Below are 16,665 nucleotides of genomic sequence, written 5' to 3'. Positions count from 1 at the left end.
AGGAGATGGGTGAAGTGCGAATTTATACACGTACGGGGGATCAAGGACAAACCAGTATCATTGGCGGTCGAGTAGATAAAGATAATATTCGGGTGGAAGCTTACGGAACGGTTGATGAGGCGAATTGTTTTGTCGGCAAAGCAATGACAGAACTGGATCCGGTTTTATTTCAGGATCTACTGGAAGATTTGGAAAAAATTCAACATGAGTTATTTGATTGTGGTGGGGATTTGGCAAATGTAACAAAGAAACGGGAACCGAAATTAACCGAAGAAGCGATAATCTATTTAGAAAACCGGATTGATCAAATCAATGAAGAATTGCCTGAAATTGAACGGTTTATTTTGCCCGGAGGAACGAGTGCAGCAGCAACATTACATATTGCCCGGACGGTGACAAGAAGAGCAGAAAGATTCGTCGTCAAATTAATGAAGGAACACTCAGTAATAACACCTTACCCATTGAAATTTTTAAATCGATTGTCTGATTATTTTTTCGTAGCCGCAAGATTAGTCAATTTTCGGCTCGAAGTAAATGATGTTGAATATGTTCGGAGCGCCCGTGTTTTTCGAAATGGAAAGAGGAAGGAGCAGACGGAATGAATGCGAAGAAAATCAGTTTGTTCGGTATCTTTTTAGCATTGGCTGTTGTCGGTGCTTCCATCAAAATTCCGGCCGTCATTGCCAGTGTTGCATTGGATATGGTTCCCGCGCTTATCGGGGCAGTCGTTTTAGGCGGGCGTGCCGGGGGATGTATTGCTTTTTTTGGTCATCTGTTATCGGCATTGATTGGCGGGATGCCACTGGGTCCGTTTCATGTGTTAATCGCTGTTGAAATGGCTGTTCTTGTTTGGGTATTTGGTTATTTTTATCAAAAGGGAAAACGGGTGTTGGGCGGTGTGTTATTTGTTGTGGGAAATACTTTTTTAGCCAGCCTCCCATTCCTTTTTATCATTGGCACCGGATTTTACGTCGGGATGATTCCGTCATTGTGTATCGGTTCCCTATTAAATACAATCTTAGCCATACTTCTGACACCAAGTTTATCAACGTATTTTGCAAAACGATTGCATGTATAAAGGAGAACAGCGATGAAAAGAGATATTACAGAAATTCCGTTAAATGACAAGAAGTCTCTTGTGATTGCTGCTGATAATAGCGGAGGCATCGGATTAAAGGCGCATGATATCGTTCAGACACCCTATGAAGTTGTTTCTTATTACGGGTTCCGTGTAGCTGTGATGGAATGTATGGCAGCTGGAGGAACACCGTTAGCTGTCGTGCTTCATAATTTTTCCGGGGATGATGTCTGGCCGTCGCTCATGAAAGGTATAGAGAGGGGCTTGGAAGAACTCGGTTTAGCAGATATTCCCATTACAGGTAGTACAGAGAGTAATTTTTCTCTCGTTCAATCAGCAATTGGTATTATTGTGATGGGGAAAAAAGACCGATTAGCTCATGACACCATTCTTTCTGTAGACAATATGAAATTGGCGGTAATCGGCTCTCCTTTAGTCGGAAATGAAGTTTTGGAGCGGGAACATGAAGTACTGTCTCTTTCGTTATTTCAGGAACTATGCCAATTGCAGGATGTCGTTCTTTTACCTGTCGGATCAAAAGGAATTTTGCATGAACTTCGAGTCCTGCTTAACTATGAATTCCCTAATCATCAAATCAATTGTGACGTCGATTTGGATAAATCTTCGGGACCGGCTACCTGTTGTCTAGTTGCTTATGATTCTTCTTTGGAACAAATTTTTCAGGATAAATGTGGACACTTATTTCATCAGATTTTAGTGAAGTGAATCGAGTAGGGATAAAGTGGCTGGATCCAAGAGGAATTTAACTCAAAGCTGACTGAAAAAAAGAAAAATGAAAATTGACTTTTATTGAATTTAGAATTAAATTTGATATAGAAAGAAAGGATATAATTGATTTAATCAAAAGGTTATGATTGGGTGAATATTTAATAAGATAAATGGAGGGGTTTTGATGGCTTTTGTTATAACAGCACCATGTAAGGACGAAAAAGCTGCCGAATGTGTGGAGGTTTGTCCTGTTGATTGTATAGAAGAAGGAGAAGATCAATTTTATATTGATCCGTCCATTTGTATTGATTGCGGAGCATGTCAAGCTGTTTGCCCGGTGGAGGCAATCTTTTATGAAGAGGACTTAACACCTGAAGAACAAGTTTATTTTGAAAAAGCCAAGAAATTTTTTGACAGATAATATCAATTTTGGGTAAGTGGTAGTGGTGCAATTCGCTATTGCTTTTTTATTGGAAACGGATAGAAAAAATGTGAAGAATAAGAATGAAAAACGATCTTTCCCTGACATAAAGGAGAGGTCGTTTTTTTTGAAGAATTCTTTAGTCTGCTAATGAAATAAAATGTTTTTATTGACAACTCTTCTTTCCGATGATATGATATGTTTATCGAATTCATATTTTAGTATATTAAAGAATTAAATTGCTAATAAGATAAATAAATTTGAATGGGAGAGGGCTTTTATGAAACGTCTGGGAAAAATAATATTCTTTATGTTATTCGTATCTCTATTAGCTGCATGCTCATCCGATGCCTCATCTAAAAATACAAGTAAAGAAGATAATCAATTAGTGATCGGGATTGATGATGCATTTGCCCCAATGGGATTCCGTGATGAAAACAATGAGATAGTCGGTTTTGATATTGATTTAGCAAAAGCGGCAGGTGAAAAAATGGGGAAGGATGTCGTTATTCAACCGATTGACTGGAGTGCGAAAGAATCGGAATTGAACAGCGGTCGCATTGACTTAATTTGGAACGGTTATACGGTTACAGATGAAAGAAAAGAAAAGGTATTATTCACGAAACCATATTTGGCTAATGCCCAAGTGATTGTCACATTGAAAGATTCCACAATTGAAAAACTGGATGATTTAAAAGGGAAAAATGTCGGTCTTCAAGCACAATCTTCCGCAAGCGATGCACTGAAATCCGCTCCAATTGCTTCAGATATCAAGCAGGTTACAGAATATAAAGATAATGTCCTTGCTTTAAGTGATTTAAAAAATGGTCGTGTCAATGCGGTTGTGATTGATGAAGTTGTTATCGATTATTACATGACGAAAGAACCGGATACGTATAAAATTTTAAAAGAATCCCTTGCACCTGAAGAATATGCGGTTGGTGTGAAAAAAGGGAATGACGCCTTATTAAAAGAAGTTCAAAAGGCACTGGATGAACTGATTGCTGACGGGACCGCAGCTAAAATCTCGGAAAAATGGTTTGGTGAAGATAAAGTATTAAAATAAAAAAAGTTTAATAGTTGCAGTAATACGTTTCGGCTGATTGCTCTTCCATGTATGTACCCTATCAAAGCGGAAGAGCAATAACCGATTTCATATGCATTTTTCCCTTGCTTTCTTCTACAATATAAATAAACATTCCAAACTTAGGAGGACCTTATGTCATTTGATTACATCAATATGGTTTTGAAACCGATGCTTGATGGAACGAAGGTAACGCTTTTGCTTTTTTTGATCGTTATCATTTTTTCCATTCCTCTTGGTTTTTTATTGACATTAGCTGTTCGAAGTAGGTTCAAACCATTATCATTAATTGTCCATGCCTATATTTATGTCATGCGCGGGACTCCACTATTGTTGCAATTATTGTTTATTGTTTTTGGACTGCCTCTGTTACCGGTGATCGGTGATTATTTAGTTCTTGACCGGTTTGTTGCGGCATGTCTTGGTTTCGTATTAAACTATGCGGCTTATTTTGCGGAAATTTTCCGCGGCGGGTTACTCGCAATCGATCGAGGTCAATATGAAGCTGCCCAGGTGCTTGGTTTTAATAAATGGCAAACGATGACCCGAATCATTTTGCCGCAAATGTTTCGTGTTGCTTTACCAACCGTGGCTAATGAATCGATTACGCTAGTTAAAGACACCTCTTTATTGTATGCTGTTGCAGTACCGGAATTGCTCCATTATGCACAAACGGCTGTTAACCGGGATTTTACAATCGTCCCGTATTTTGTCGCAGCAGTTATTTATCTGGTCATCACCTTGCTTTTGACAATGATTTTAAAGAGAATCGAGAGAAAATATCAATTTGAATAAGAGAGTGTGATATTGTGGCGCTTATAGAAGTTACTAATTTGATAAAGTCATACGATCGACTGGATGTATTGAAACAGATTAGTTTTACCGTTGAACGGAATGAGGTTGTTGCGATTATCGGTCCATCGGGTTCGGGAAAAAGTACATTATTAAGAAGTCTCGTTCATTTAGAAACTATCGATAACGGAACCATTACGGTAGATGGCAGCAGCTTAGTAAAGAATGGTGTGTATGCAAAGCCAAAAGAAATTAAAGAAATAACTGCGAAAATGGGAATGGTTTTTCAACATTTTAACCTGTTTCCTCATTTAACGGTAAAACAAAATTTAGAATTGGCTCCGAAACTTGTGAGAAAGGAAGCAAGCGGTGACTTGGAAAAAAGAAGTAGCGCATTGTTGGAAAAAGTCGATTTAGCTGATCGGGCAGACGCATTTCCGGCAAAGCTATCCGGCGGTCAAAAACAGCGGGTTGCCATTGCCCGGGCATTAATGATGAACCCGGAAATTTTGCTTTTCGATGAACCGACGTCAGCACTTGATCCTGAATTAACCGGTGAAGTATTAAAGGTTATGAAAGATTTGGCCGATGAACAAATGACCATGGTCGTCGTAACCCATGAGATGGCCTTTGCTAAAGAAGTTGCCGACCGGGTTATTTTTATGGATAAAGGGGAAATTATTGAATCCGATTCTCCTGCTCAAATTTTTAAAAACCCGAAAAATGAACGGACAAAAGCGTTCTTAGGTCTGCTTGAATAAATCAGTTTCAGAGCGGGCGATTAGTATTAAATGGGTTAGTCTTCTTAAATAAATCGGTGTCAGAACCCGGAAACGAAATCTGACACCTTATGGAAATTCAACAATGAATGTATCGGGGCATAATGCTTATTTTGATTTGCAAAAAGAAGGCCTGTTTATTGAAATTCAACAATGAACGTATCGGGCCCTGTCTGTTCAATGCTTCCGCCTCTAGGTTCGACACTTGCTTTCAATTTTTTAAATTCATCTACATCAATATCTCTAAATAACATTCTTGTCATTCCGTTTTGAGTCGGTAGGATTTCATGATCGATCGAGTTATCCATGTAAATGATCCATAATTGATAATCCTGATTGATTAACTCTTCAAGCCCGTCTACCTCCAACAACATTTCATTTCGATTACGATTTACCCAGACATAACCGTTTATTTGATTAAATTCAGATACCGGAGTGACTTTTATTTGTTGGGTATGAGGTGCGCTTTGAATTGTTTCCGGTGGTATTTCATCATTTTCGGCAATTTCATAATTCCTCGTGTTGATATCTTGATAATAACTGTGAACACTATAAAAAATTAGGAATACACATGCAATTGTTGCAAAAAGGAGACCGGGTTTCCCAATCACGGTTCTTCGTTTAAATGATTTTCCTTCCATCTGATTGATACTATGTTGAATACGATCTTTCATTGACTGAGAAGGTTGAAATTTCTTATGATCTTGACTTAATAAAAACTGCCAATCGCTCAATAAATATTGACATTTTTTACAATGGTACAGATGAGCTTTTATTTGTTTCGCATCCCATTCCCCAATGTTTCCCAATAGATAGTCAACCAGTTGTTCTTCAGGGATGTGCTTAGATTTCATCATTTTTTCTCACCTCGATCAATACCTACCCATTGCATCAGTGCTTTTTGCTTTCGTAAATTATTCAGTCCATATCGGATGAGTGATTTTACTGAGCCTAACGGTTTTTTCATAGTCATTGCAATCTCATTATGTGTTTCCCCATTATAATAGGAGCGAATAATTGCTTCCCGCTGTTCAATCGGGATTGCCTTTAATGCTTCAACAATTAAATGCTTTTCTAATGAATGTAAAAATTGTAAATCTGCTCCCGGTTCCATTTTTTTGCTCCCCGATAAATTTTCAAGACGATGAATAAGAAGAGGTTTATTTTTCCGTAACCGATCCAGTGAACGGCTCTTTGTTTTTACGGCAAGCCAAGCTTTGATACTTCCTTTTTCCTCTGAATACTGCCTTGCTTTTTGATAAACTTCCAAAAATACATCGTGACAAATATCTTCAGCCTCTGCGTGATTATGAACGATGGAAAAAGCAATTTGGTAAACAAAGGAAATATATTTTTCATAAAAAATATCAAAAGCTTGTCGGGAGCCGGCTGCAATATCCTTTAATAATTGGATATTTTCCTGATCATTACTCATCAGAAACGCCCCCCTTAAAAGCTAAAACGTTGTTGAAAGGTTCATTTGCTAATTAGCCCTAAAAGGTTTAACCATATTTTGCTGTGTTTCAAAGTAAGTCCATTCAAAAAAATGCTCTTGCTAATTCGATCACAACTTTCATAAAAAATTTATCACCAAATTTTTAAAATGACAAATCTAAAATTGATATTTTTGCGTATTAAATATGAAAATCTAAAAGGAGGGAATGAAAATGACAGGTAAATTGAAAAAGATGATTTCGATTATCGCAGTTGGCTTCATCCTTCTTACTTTTATCAAGCCCGGACAAGTTTTGGCTGTAGAAGGTGTATCATTATTTACACCGTATACAGGATTATCTGCAACGCCAGGTGAAACAATCAATTACTCTATTACCGTTATCAACAGTAGCCCGAGTATAAAAAATATGTCTTTTTCCGTTGAAGGCTTACCCGACGGCTGGCAGTATAAAATAACAGCAGACGGTAGAGAAATTAAGGAGCTGTCCGTCCGGGGAAACAGTGAAGAAAAAATATCTTTGGACATTACTTCACCGCTCGATGTCCAAAAAGCAGATTATCGTTTTTCGTTAGTTGCATCGGACGGAAACAGCAATTCAAAACTACCATTTTTAATCTCAATCAGTGAACAAGGAGCACTGGCATCAGCATTGACAAGCGACCAGGCAAATTTACAAGGGAATGCTGATTCTAAATTCACCTATACGGTCACATTGCGAAACCGAACAGCCGATACTCAAAATTATGCATTAAGTTCTTCTGCCGAGAAAGGATGGGGGGTAAGCTTTAAAACAGGCAGTGATTCAGTTACATCTGTAAAATTAGAGCCGAATAATACACAAGATATTACTGTCGAGGTGACACCGCCGGAAAAAGTGAAAGCCGGAACCTATAAAATCCCAATCAAGGCAACGAGTGGTAATACGTCAGCAGAACTTGAACTGGAGGCAGTTATTACCGGTACTTACGAATTAGAATTAACCACACCTTCAGGAAAATTGAGTACAGATATAACTGCCGGTAAAGAAAAAATAGTTGATTTAGTTATTAAAAATACCGGTACTGCACCATTGACAGATGTCAGTATTACAGCGAAAACTCCTCCAAACTGGGAGTCGGAATTTGACAGAAGCACGATTCCCGAAATCGAACCCGGAAAATCGGCAACTGTAAAGGCAAAAATAAAAGCCTCTGATGATGCGATTGCCGGTGACTATGTAACAACATTTACTGCTACAGCGGCAGAAAAATCGGCGGATGCCACCTTCAGAATTTCGGTTAAAACATCAACACTTTGGGGAATTGTTGCTGTCCTCATCATTGCAGGAGTAGTAGCGGGATTATACTACATTGTTAAAAAATATGGGAGGAGATAGCTGTGACAACCCCAATTATCCAATTGGACAAACTCACGAAAAAATATGAAGAACAACTTGCGGTTAATAACTTATCTCTTTCCATTCATAAAGGTGAAATCTTTGGGTTACTGGGACCAAACGGTGCAGGCAAAACGACAACGATATTAATGATGTTGGGATTAAGTGAACCAACTTCAGGAAATATTACGGTCTGTGGAATAAACCCGACCCGAAATCCGATTGCAGTTAAGAAAAAAGTTGGGTATCTTCCGGACGATGTCGGTTTTTATCAACATATGACCGGTTTGGAAAATTTATTGTATACAGCGCAATTGAACGGAATTCCTTTAGATGAAGCGAAAAAAAGGGCCCATCATTTATTACAAAAAGTCGATTTACTGGATGCTGCCGATAAAAAAACAGGAAAATATTCACGGGGGATGAGGCAAAGACTCGGACTCGCCGATGTACTCATGAAAAAACCGGAAGTCATTATTTTGGACGAGCCGACTTTAGGGATTGATCCTGAGGGCGTTCGAGATTTTTTAAAATTAATCCGGGAATTAAACGAAGAGGAACAAATGACCGTTCTTCTATCCTCCCACCATTTACATCAGGTCCAACAAATCTGTGATCGAGTCGGAATTTTTGTCAAAGGAGAATTATTGGCTGCGGGAGATATGGAAAGCTTGGCAAAGCAATTGTTTGTTGAAGATACATTTGTGATTGAAATTAAAGCCCAACCTATTCATAAGGAATTCATAGAACGATTGCAGACCATCCCGAATGTCAATAAAGTAGAAACCGTTCCTAGTGGTATAGAAATCTATTGTAAAGAAGATGTTTCTGCCGCAATAAGTAGAGCGATTATCGAGTCAGGCGCTTCCCTTTATCAATTACAAAAGAAAAATTTTGGACTTGATGAAATTTACCATCGTTATTTTGAAGGAGGTAATCCGGATGGAATTGGCCTCACTAAAAAATAAATGGTCGTTACTTATGAATAAGGAACATACGGAAAAGCATAGGAACAACAACACATTTTGGGTCATTGTCCAAAAAGAATTCAGCGATTATATATCAAGCTGGCGAATTATTATTTTATTGGCGATTATTCTTTTAACATGCGTTGGTTCCCTTTATACTGCTGTTACAACTATTCAAGATGCTATTGACGCCAATGAATCGGCCGAGGAAATTGGGCGGAGTTCGTATTTATTTTTGCAATTATTTACAACGAGTGATGGAACTTTACCTTCGTTTATCACTTTTGTTGGATTTTTAGGCCCATTGTTAGGAATTGCTCTTGGTTTTGATGCGATTAACTCAGAACGAAATAAGGGAACATTGAGTCGGTTAATGGCCCAACCGATTCCAAGAGATTATGTCATTAACGGCAAATTTGTCGCTGCCTTATTACTAAGTAGTTTATTATTTTTCACTTTAGGATTATTAGTTATGTCTATGGGCATGTTAATTTTGGGTATACCGCCAACTTTAGAAGAATTCTTCCGGATCGTGTTTTTTCTTATTTCATGTATCGTATATATTGCCTTTTGGTTAAACTTAAGTATATTGTTTTCAGTCATTTTTCGTCAGGCGGCAACATCGGCTCTTTCTTCAATTGCTGTTTGGTTATTTTTTAGTGTATTTTATACGATGATTATCAATCTGATTGCAAAGCCGCTTTTAAACAATGATTCCATTACAACAGTTGAACAGGCAGTCGGCAGGCAAGAATTCGTACTTAACTTGCTCAGACTATCGCCAAACTATTTATTTAGTGAAGCAACGACAACCTTGCTCTCGCCAACCGTGAGAAGCTTGGGGCCGCTAACCATGGAGCAAACGGTTGGGGCAGTAGCGAGTCCGTTGCCGTTATCTCAAAGTCTATTATTAATTTGGCCGCAGCTAACCGGAATGATTGCTGCAACAATGATTTGTTTTGTCATTGCCTACATTTTATTCATGCGGCAAGAAATACGCGCGAACTAATTTTGCGTATGTTTTGACAGTATGTAAATTAGATAGTATTCTGACTTCTGCACCTTATATGGTAAAAAACCAGCCCTAAACCTAGTAGTAACAAATGTTTAGGGCTGGTTTTGTCTGTCACAGTGTTGTAAGGAAAATTATTCCTTTTTCACGTCTCCTAAAATTTTTTTGATTTCTCCGAGTGACATGTATTTCTTCCCAAAATCGATTCCCAATTCCTTGCAGATGTCGACAAGCACCTCATCTAAATACTCAAGCAGATAATAGTTTAACCATTTTTGGACGAAAGGGTGTACCAAATGTTATCTCCCGCGGTCATCCCCTTATCCGCCACCACAATGATGCGCCCGAGAGAAAAGTTGCGCTGAATGTTTCCAAGCATTGGGATCAGGGTTTGCTTATCCAACATATTCCCGGGATAGAGGCCGTAAGTAATCGGAATCCCGCCGGTGTCCATAAATAGCCCTATCTGTAGGGTGCTTGCTTTTATAATTTAACACCATACTTGTATATTACCTTTTTTTACATAATCTATTTACGACTGCACCAATGACAAGACCAATAATAGTTGCAAATAAAAATATTTTCAAAGTATCCAAAGTAATATCGATTCCAATAAGCAGTAAAACACCGAATCCAATTAAATAACCTAAAATAATACCAAAAAATTTCCTCATTGACAAAGACCTCCAAATTTAAAAAAAAACCATGAATAGTATTACAGTATTTCTAGTATTATGATAATGTATTTCTGTAATAAAATAAATATTTAGTCTATTATTAATTTGGCCGCAGCTAACCGGAATGATTGCCGCAACATTGATTTGTTTTGTCATTGCCTACATTTTATTCAGGCGGCAAGAAATACGCGCGAACTAATTTTGCGTATGTTTTGACAGTATGTAATTTATATAGTATCATAACTGTAATCAATAATTAATCTGTTTTTGATAAGGGGAGTAGCTTCTACAGCGAGGTCGTCATTACGGAGATTTGTTCTCTCGGCTTTGTTGGCAATATTGATTGTTAGCGAGACCTTACCTCCATTATTGAATGAAGGTAGGTCTCTTTATTTCTCTTTTGCATGTTTAACCGTGTGATTGAATAGGTATGTTAGGAATATAATTATAAAAGGTGATTATATGGACAACTTTTTAATGAATAGTTTTCCAGAGAATATTAAGAAAGAAATAGAACAGATTCAAAAGCTTATTTTACCATTGGCGAGGAAAACTTCGAAATATATGTTTTGGACATTTCCACTTATTGGTATTGCGATGATTAATCTTATCTATTTATTGTTTTTTACAACAAGAGACGGAGATTTTTATATACCGGTAATTATTTATGCGGTCATCGGTGCATTTGGATTTGCTCTTTTACGGGAAACAAAACTAACCAAAAAGGAAATAGAACGTATCGGCGTTCGCTATATTATTGAACGGATGAAAAAAAGCCGCTATTTAACAAGTGAAAGAAAAAACCAGTATATTCATCTTGTTAATGAGAAACCGGTTATGGCTATGGAGAATTTTATTAAGTTTCTTCAAGAAGAAGATCGTTTGAAAAGATTGACAACAGATGATGAAGATTAGCATATACAGGACGGATCCATAGGGGTCTGTCCTTTTTTGTTAAAATAAAAGATTATCCACAGCTTATGTATTCTTTTCCTTCAGCTTCATGATTAATTCCCGCGGTGTTTCCGCTTCAACAAAAGTCGAATTAACTAAAACATAGGGAGAACATGTACATTCATCACAATAACTTAAGCAATCCATCTCTTTCACTTGATAGTCTTGTTCATTGACCAATTCCTCTAATTCGTCAAACAGATCATCATCATAAAATTGGTTTAAATTATTGGTACAGAACTCCAATATAACCTTTTTCTTTTTTTTAAAAAGCCCCATAACCGATTTCCCCATTCGTTCCGTTTTGTCCTTATTATACAAATGTTTTACTAAATTTAATAGCAACATGCTTTATGGAATGTGTTTCACTTATGGATGAGGGGCATTATTTTTCAGTCAGGGTTGTTTAGTAATAAAGAACTCCCTATTTTTAGGATAGGGAGCATTTGTTATTCTTTGTTTAATCCGATAGTAGCCTCTTTTCTATGCTCGCGGTGTAGCCGGACAAGTCGAACGATGTTTAAAACAATCGTTTTTGAAACGGCATAGACCGGAACACCTAAAATCATACCCAAAATCCCCGCAATGTTTCCGGCTACCAATAAAATAATAATGATCGTCGCCGGATGGGTATCCAGAGCTCGCCCAATGACTAGCGGTGAGATAAAATTGCTCTCGAACTGCTGAGCGACTACGGCAACGACAACGACCAATATAGCCGTCCATGGGGAAATAAATAGCCCGACGATAAAAGCAGGAGCTGCCCCTAAAAACGGTCCGACATATGGAATAAAATTGGTCACCGCAACTGCTAATCCTAATAATAATGCATAAGGTAAGCCAATGATCATGTAACCGATAAATGACAATGTACCTACACATAGTGAAACGATTATCTGTCCTTGAATATAGGTTGCTAAAGTGTTTGTTGTATCTTTTAAAATAACTAAGCCTTCTTTACGATACGATTTCGGCAAAAACCGTAAAATTGCATTCGGCAGTTTATGCCCATCTTTTAATAAATAAAAAAGTAAAAATGGTACCGTCACAATGACTAAAGTAATATTCGCAACCGCACCAATTAAGCCGGATAGACTATTTGTGACAGCTGTTGGAATATCCGAAAGATAACTCATTAAATTATGTTGAATTTGATCAAGATCTACATACTCTTGATTTTGAATCCAATGGAACGCGTCTGACTTGGATATATCATTGATGATCTCTGGAAGCTTATCGATATATTTTGGAATATTTGCAAAAAGCTCGCGAAATTGCTGTGATAAAATTGGGATTACTAATGCTACGATAAGAACGACGAGCCCGATAAATAATACATACAAAATAAAAATGGCCAAAGTTCGTGGAATTTTTATTTTTTCCAATAAAGAAACGATCGGATTAAAGAGAAAATAAAGGAAACCCGTTATTAATATCGGGAAAAACAAAGTGGATAAAAAGACGACAATCGGATTAAACAGAAACGAAATTTTGGTACATATGTAAATAATTCCGACGATAAGCAGAATCTCTAATGTCCAAAAATGTAATTTAGTTTTAAACAACCGAACAAACTCCTTCCGTTTATGTATAAGTTAATATTATAGAATACGGATGGAAATTTCCATAGGTTTCAAATATTCATGTAGAAAATTTTAATGGGATCAATTTTATTGTGTTGATTAAAGGGGAAGAGTGATTAGGCGGGAAGAAAAATGTTTTATCCGGCACATATTTTTTATTGAAGAAGTTAATGGCAATGAGCGATTTTTCCGTTTAACAAAATCAACAAAGGCAATTTCCCGTCAAGAAATTGCCTCATTAAAAGCAAATTTATTGAATTTGTTGGTTGTTGTAAGGAAATTGGTTGCTATAGCCTTGAAATTGTTGGTGAGATTGTTGCAATTTTTGCTGATCAGCTGCCTCAAAACCGTACCAGCCTTTTTTGAACATGATTTCAAACAGTTCACGTTGGCAATTTTGTGTTTCAGTAAAAATGTCCAAAACATCTTGATATAAATCGGAATAACTTGTTTCATTCAACGCAGTGCTGTAGGCCCAAGTCATATATTTCTCCGTTGCCAGCATATCATTAATAAAATCCCGGTCATTCATATCCGGAGTTTTTTGTAATTGGACAGCAGGATTTTGAATTTTATTTTGTTGGCTCATTTATGTAACCTCCCTAGATTCGATTATGTTTAGTGACTGCCGCTGAAACCGGTTTGTTGACTGCCGGATGTATTTAAGTGGGTTAAGATCGTCTGATAATGCTTTTGATGCATTTCCCCGGCATGATGAAGAGCGGCTTTAATTTCCGGATCTTGACATTGATTTGCAAAAAAATGAGCTTTTTTCATAGCAATCAAATTCCAAGACAACATGTCAGTTAAATATAAAGAATCTTTTACGGTTACGACTTTAGGCGGCTCTTGCATAATTTGCCCGCTTTGATTTTGCTGTGTTTGTTGCTGTTCCATATAGTGGCCTCCTTTATTTTTACTACTCATATCTTTCCACTGTTTCCTTAATTTATGTAAAATATGCTTTTATACACTTAAACCGAAAAATTATTTATCCTACTTCGGTCGGCGGGAAAACTCCCCCTACAAATTTAAATTGTTCAAGACAGGCAAGAGAGGGGATGCACACATACTTTACCTAGTTCAATAAAGAATTATTTGGGATATTGCTGCCTCAGCTGATTGAAATTTACTACATTTATATAAAATTTCGTGATTCTAGATGATTATATATTGCAATGTTGGGAAAAATTATGTATATTAAAAACATGGATGGAAAATTATTTTAGAAATTTTTTTTCGACTAAAAATGAATGAGTGTTCATTCAAGACTGAACAAAGGGGGAAAGAAGTTTTGGTTAAACAAATTAAAAAAGCCGCCGTACTAGGTTCCGGTGTCATGGGTTCCGGCATCGCAGCACATTTGGCAAATGTTGGGATCCCGACATTATTGCTCGATATTGTACCAAATGAATTAACAAAAGAAGAAGCTGCAAAAGGACTGACATTAAATGATAAAGTCGTCCGTAATCGAATTGCAGAAGCAGGTAAACAAAAATTACTTAAACAAAAACCGGCACCGTTGACTACAAAAGATAATCTATCCCTGATTGAAGCAGGAAACTTAGAAGATGACTTAGAGCGACTCAGTGAAGTTGATTGGATAATTGAAGTCGTTGTCGAAAGATTGGATATTAAGAAATCCGTTTTTGAAAAAGTTGACCAATATCGGAAACCGGGAACAATTGTAAGCTCAAACACATCCGGAATTTCCGTCAACGTAATGGCGGAAGGTCGCTCAGAAGATTTTAGAAAACATTTTCTCGGCACGCATTTTTTCAATCCGCCGCGTTATTTAAAACTATTGGAAGTCATTCCGACAAAAGATACCGATCCGGAAGTCGTTCATTTCATGGAAAAATTCGGTGAAGATGTCCTTGGCAAAGGGGTAGTCATTGCCAAAGATACACCGAACTTTATTGCCAACCGCATTGGAACATACGGGTTATTAATCACCTTACAGGAAGTATTAAACAATGGTTATTCCATCGGTGAAGTCGATTCCATTACTGGACCGATGATTGGCAGACCAAAAAGTGCCACATTCCGTACCCTCGATGTTGTCGGACTGGATACATTTGTTCACGTTGCCAACAATGTGAAAGATCAAGTAGAAGGAGAAGAGAAAGAAGTATTTACCGTTCCACCGCTACTTGAAAAGATGTTAGAAAGAAAATGGTTAGGTGCGAAAACAGGTCAAGGATTTTTCTTGAAAAAAGGGAAGGAAATTCATGAGTTAAATCCAAACACGTTAGAATATGAACCGGTCAAAAAACTGAGAACGCCTTCTACGGAACTGGCAAAACAACAAAAGGGTTCAAAGGCAAAACTCCAAGCATTGGTTTATGCGGATGACCGTGCCGGAAAACTATTATGGAGTGTGTTCTCTAAAACATTGGTTTACTCTGCAGAATTACTTTATGAAATTGCCGATGATATAGTTGCTGTTGATAATGCAATGAAATGGGGCTTCGGCTGGGAACAAGGTCCGTTTGAATCTTGGGACGCTATTGGTCTTGAAAAATCAGTTCAGCGTATGGAAAGTGAAGGGTTGACTGTTCCAAGCTGGATTAAAGAAATGATCGCAAACGGTGCAACTTCTTTCTATAAAGAAGATAACGGTACAATCCTGTATTATGACCGTGGAGAATATAAACCGGTTAAACAAAACGAGAAATCTATCAATCTTAAACTATTGAAAAAGCAAAAAGGCGAGATTATGAAAAACTCCGGGGCCAGCTTGATCGATATCGGTGATGGTGTAGCATTACTTGAGTTCCACTCACCAAACAACGCCATTGGACTTGATATCATTCAAATGATTAACAAATCCATTGAAGAAGTGGAGAAAAACTATAAAGGTCTTGTCATCGCAAACCAAGGGAAAAACTTCTGTGTCGGTGCGAATATTGCAATGATGCTAATGGAAGCACAAGACGATAATATTTTTGAGCTAGATTTTGTGATTCGCCAATTCCATAAAGCGATGTTAAATATTAAATACAGTAAAAAACCGGTTGTGGCCGCACCACATCAAATGGCTCTCGGTGGAGGAGCTGAAGTAATTCTGCCGGCTGCACGAATTCAAGCATCACCTGAAAGCTATATCGGCCTTGTGGAAGTCGGTGTTGGATTAATCCCGGGCGGTGGCGGAACAAAAGAGTTATATATCAAACATTTAAACAGCATGCCTAAAGGAGTCAAATTCGACTTACAAGAAGTTGCAAACAAAGTATTTGAAACAGTTGCGACTGCAAAAGTATCCACCTCAGCTGAAGAGGCAAGAGAATTTGGGTTCTTAAATAATCTTGACGGAATTAGCAAAAATCCGGATCATGTCATTTATGATGCCAAACAAGTTGTTATCGAACTTTATGAAAGCGGTTATCAGCCACCTGTGCGTAAAAAAGTACCGGTCGTCGGTGAAACCGGTTATGCAACATTACTCCTTGGTGCACAAGGGATGCATTTATCCGGTTATATTTCCGAGCATGATTTAAAAATAGCCAAAAAGCTTGCATACGTATTGGCTGGCGGTAAAGTGCCGTTCGGAACAGAAGTAGATGAAGAATATATTCTTGACTTGGAAAGAGAAGCATTTTTAAGTTTAATAGCAGAACCGAAAACGCAAATGCGGATGCAACACATGTTGGTAAAGGGAAAACCGTTACGGAATTAATAGAATAGAAGAGAAGAAGGATTGCTGTCAAAGCTTTCATAGTGGAGCCAGGCAGGAAAACTTGTCAAAGGTTTAATC

The 16,665-nt window shown here is 37.6% G+C and carries 20 protein-coding genes and 2 pseudogenes; 13 read left to right on the top strand and 9 right to left on the bottom strand.

The genetic code is table 11. From position 1 onward, the window contains the following. Nucleotides 1-14 precede the first annotated feature (14 nt). The 7 genes from BT1A1_RS13660 (at nucleotide 15) to BT1A1_RS13630 (ending at nucleotide 4,865) form a co-directional block, all read left to right on the top strand. Nucleotides 15-602, top strand: a complete 588-nt coding sequence (locus tag BT1A1_RS13660; RefSeq protein WP_034772210.1) for a cob(I)yrinic acid a,c-diamide adenosyltransferase — start codon at nucleotides 15-17, stop codon at nucleotides 600-602. Continuing rightward, complete coding sequence (locus tag BT1A1_RS13655) at nucleotides 599-1,078, top strand: ECF transporter S component (protein WP_034772209.1); 480 nt, start codon at nucleotides 599-601, stop codon at nucleotides 1,076-1,078. The genes BT1A1_RS13660 and BT1A1_RS13655 overlap by 4 nt, the downstream gene beginning before the upstream one ends. 12 nt (nucleotides 1,079-1,090) lie before the next feature. Next, nucleotides 1,091-1,804: a hypothetical protein gene (locus BT1A1_RS13650; protein ID WP_034772208.1), complete on the top strand. Its 714-nt coding sequence runs from the start codon at nucleotides 1,091-1,093 to the stop codon at nucleotides 1,802-1,804. A 187-nt stretch (nucleotides 1,805-1,991) separates the two neighbouring features. Then, complete coding sequence (locus tag BT1A1_RS13645) at nucleotides 1,992-2,228, top strand: indolepyruvate ferredoxin oxidoreductase subunit alpha (protein WP_034772207.1); 237 nt, start codon at nucleotides 1,992-1,994, stop codon at nucleotides 2,226-2,228. Nucleotides 2,229-2,508: 280 nt separating this feature from the next. Continuing rightward, the gene (locus BT1A1_RS13640) at nucleotides 2,509-3,294 is read left to right on the top strand and encodes an amino acid ABC transporter substrate-binding protein (protein ID WP_051989138.1); all 786 of its coding nucleotides are present in this window, start codon (nucleotides 2,509-2,511) and stop codon (nucleotides 3,292-3,294) included. Between the two features lie 153 nt (nucleotides 3,295-3,447). Beyond that, a complete protein-coding gene (locus BT1A1_RS13635; RefSeq protein WP_034772206.1) occupies nucleotides 3,448-4,107 on the top strand; it encodes an amino acid ABC transporter permease in 660 nt (219 codons plus the stop codon). Nucleotides 4,108-4,121: 14 nt separating this feature from the next. Further along, entirely contained in the window at nucleotides 4,122-4,865 is a 744-nt protein-coding gene (locus BT1A1_RS13630) for an amino acid ABC transporter ATP-binding protein (protein ID WP_034772205.1), read from the top strand. 155 nt (nucleotides 4,866-5,020) lie between these two features. Here BT1A1_RS13630 and BT1A1_RS13625 read toward each other — a convergent pair whose 3' ends face one another. Then, nucleotides 5,021-5,737, bottom strand: coding sequence for an anti-sigma factor (locus tag BT1A1_RS13625; protein WP_231553338.1), 717 nt, complete (start codon nucleotides 5,735-5,737; stop codon nucleotides 5,021-5,023). Continuing rightward, nucleotides 5,737-6,318: an RNA polymerase sigma factor gene (locus BT1A1_RS13620; protein ID WP_034772201.1), complete on the bottom strand. Its 582-nt coding sequence runs from the start codon at nucleotides 6,316-6,318 to the stop codon at nucleotides 5,737-5,739. Before BT1A1_RS13620 ends, BT1A1_RS13625 begins: the two co-directional genes overlap by 1 nt. Before the next feature lie 226 nt (nucleotides 6,319-6,544). Here BT1A1_RS13620 and BT1A1_RS13615 point away from each other — a divergent pair, with 226 nt between their 5' ends. From BT1A1_RS13615 to BT1A1_RS13605, 3 genes are read left to right on the top strand one after another with little or no spacing between them, the layout of a single operon-like run. Continuing rightward, complete coding sequence (locus BT1A1_RS13615) at nucleotides 6,545-7,714, top strand: COG1470 family protein (protein WP_034772200.1); 1,170 nt, start codon at nucleotides 6,545-6,547, stop codon at nucleotides 7,712-7,714. A 2-nt stretch (nucleotides 7,715-7,716) separates the two neighbouring features. Further along, nucleotides 7,717-8,682 (top strand): ABC transporter ATP-binding protein, encoded by a 966-nt coding sequence (locus tag BT1A1_RS13610; protein WP_034772198.1) that lies wholly within the window; start codon nucleotides 7,717-7,719, stop codon nucleotides 8,680-8,682. A gap of 13 nt (nucleotides 8,683-8,695) precedes the next feature. After that, entirely contained in the window at nucleotides 8,696-9,691 is a 996-nt protein-coding gene (locus BT1A1_RS13605; protein WP_034772303.1) for an ABC transporter permease, read from the top strand. A gap of 137 nt (nucleotides 9,692-9,828) precedes the next feature. Here BT1A1_RS13605 and BT1A1_RS18765 read toward each other — a convergent pair whose 3' ends face one another. The 3 genes and pseudogenes from BT1A1_RS18765 to BT1A1_RS18760 form a co-directional block, all read right to left on the bottom strand. Beyond that, nucleotides 9,829-9,990, bottom strand: coding sequence for a hypothetical protein (locus BT1A1_RS18765; RefSeq protein WP_156103242.1), 162 nt, complete (start codon nucleotides 9,988-9,990; stop codon nucleotides 9,829-9,831). Then, nucleotides 9,963-10,166: pseudogene (locus tag BT1A1_RS17995) on the bottom strand (transposase); the annotation flags it as partial. The gene BT1A1_RS18765 and the pseudogene BT1A1_RS17995, both read right to left, overlap by 28 nt. Nucleotides 10,167-10,203: 37 nt before the next feature. Further along, nucleotides 10,204-10,368: a hypothetical protein gene (locus tag BT1A1_RS18760; protein ID WP_156103241.1), complete on the bottom strand. Its 165-nt coding sequence runs from the start codon at nucleotides 10,366-10,368 to the stop codon at nucleotides 10,204-10,206. 94 nt (nucleotides 10,369-10,462) lie between these two features. Here BT1A1_RS18760 and BT1A1_RS19345 point away from each other — a divergent pair. Further along, nucleotides 10,463-10,570: pseudogene (locus tag BT1A1_RS19345) on the top strand (ABC transporter permease); the annotation flags it as partial. 263 nt (nucleotides 10,571-10,833) lie between these two features. Then, complete coding sequence (locus tag BT1A1_RS13600) at nucleotides 10,834-11,286, top strand: YwnF family protein (RefSeq protein ID WP_051989137.1); 453 nt, start codon at nucleotides 10,834-10,836, stop codon at nucleotides 11,284-11,286. A gap of 63 nt (nucleotides 11,287-11,349) precedes the next feature. Here the strand turns inward: BT1A1_RS13600 and BT1A1_RS13595 are convergent, their stop codons facing one another. From BT1A1_RS13595 to BT1A1_RS13580, 4 genes are all read right to left on the bottom strand, one after another. Further along, on the bottom strand, nucleotides 11,350-11,604 hold the full coding sequence (locus tag BT1A1_RS13595; protein ID WP_034772197.1) for a DUF1450 domain-containing protein: 255 nt from the start codon (nucleotides 11,602-11,604) through the stop codon (nucleotides 11,350-11,352). Nucleotides 11,605-11,774: 170 nt separating this feature from the next. Continuing rightward, nucleotides 11,775-12,890 (bottom strand): AI-2E family transporter, encoded by a 1,116-nt coding sequence (locus BT1A1_RS13590; protein ID WP_034772195.1) that lies wholly within the window; start codon nucleotides 12,888-12,890, stop codon nucleotides 11,775-11,777. Between the two features lie 268 nt (nucleotides 12,891-13,158). Continuing rightward, nucleotides 13,159-13,497 (bottom strand): spore coat protein, encoded by a 339-nt coding sequence (locus tag BT1A1_RS13585; protein WP_034772193.1) that lies wholly within the window; start codon nucleotides 13,495-13,497, stop codon nucleotides 13,159-13,161. Between the two features lie 29 nt (nucleotides 13,498-13,526). Continuing rightward, complete coding sequence (locus BT1A1_RS13580) at nucleotides 13,527-13,805, bottom strand: hypothetical protein (protein ID WP_034772192.1); 279 nt, start codon at nucleotides 13,803-13,805, stop codon at nucleotides 13,527-13,529. Nucleotides 13,806-14,202: 397 nt separating this feature from the next. Between BT1A1_RS13580 and BT1A1_RS13575 the strand changes: the two genes are divergently transcribed. Beyond that, nucleotides 14,203-16,587 (top strand): 3-hydroxyacyl-CoA dehydrogenase/enoyl-CoA hydratase family protein, encoded by a 2,385-nt coding sequence (locus BT1A1_RS13575; RefSeq protein WP_034772191.1) that lies wholly within the window; start codon nucleotides 14,203-14,205, stop codon nucleotides 16,585-16,587. Nucleotides 16,588-16,665: the final 78 nt, after the last annotated feature.

Source organism: Caldibacillus thermoamylovorans, from assembly GCF_000751775.1.
GTDB classification, from domain to species: Bacteria; Bacillota; Bacilli; order Bacillales; family Caldibacillaceae; genus Caldifermentibacillus; species Caldifermentibacillus hisashii.
Note: the sequence above shows the minus strand (reverse complement) of the source record. Positions and strands in the feature narration are given on the sequence as shown.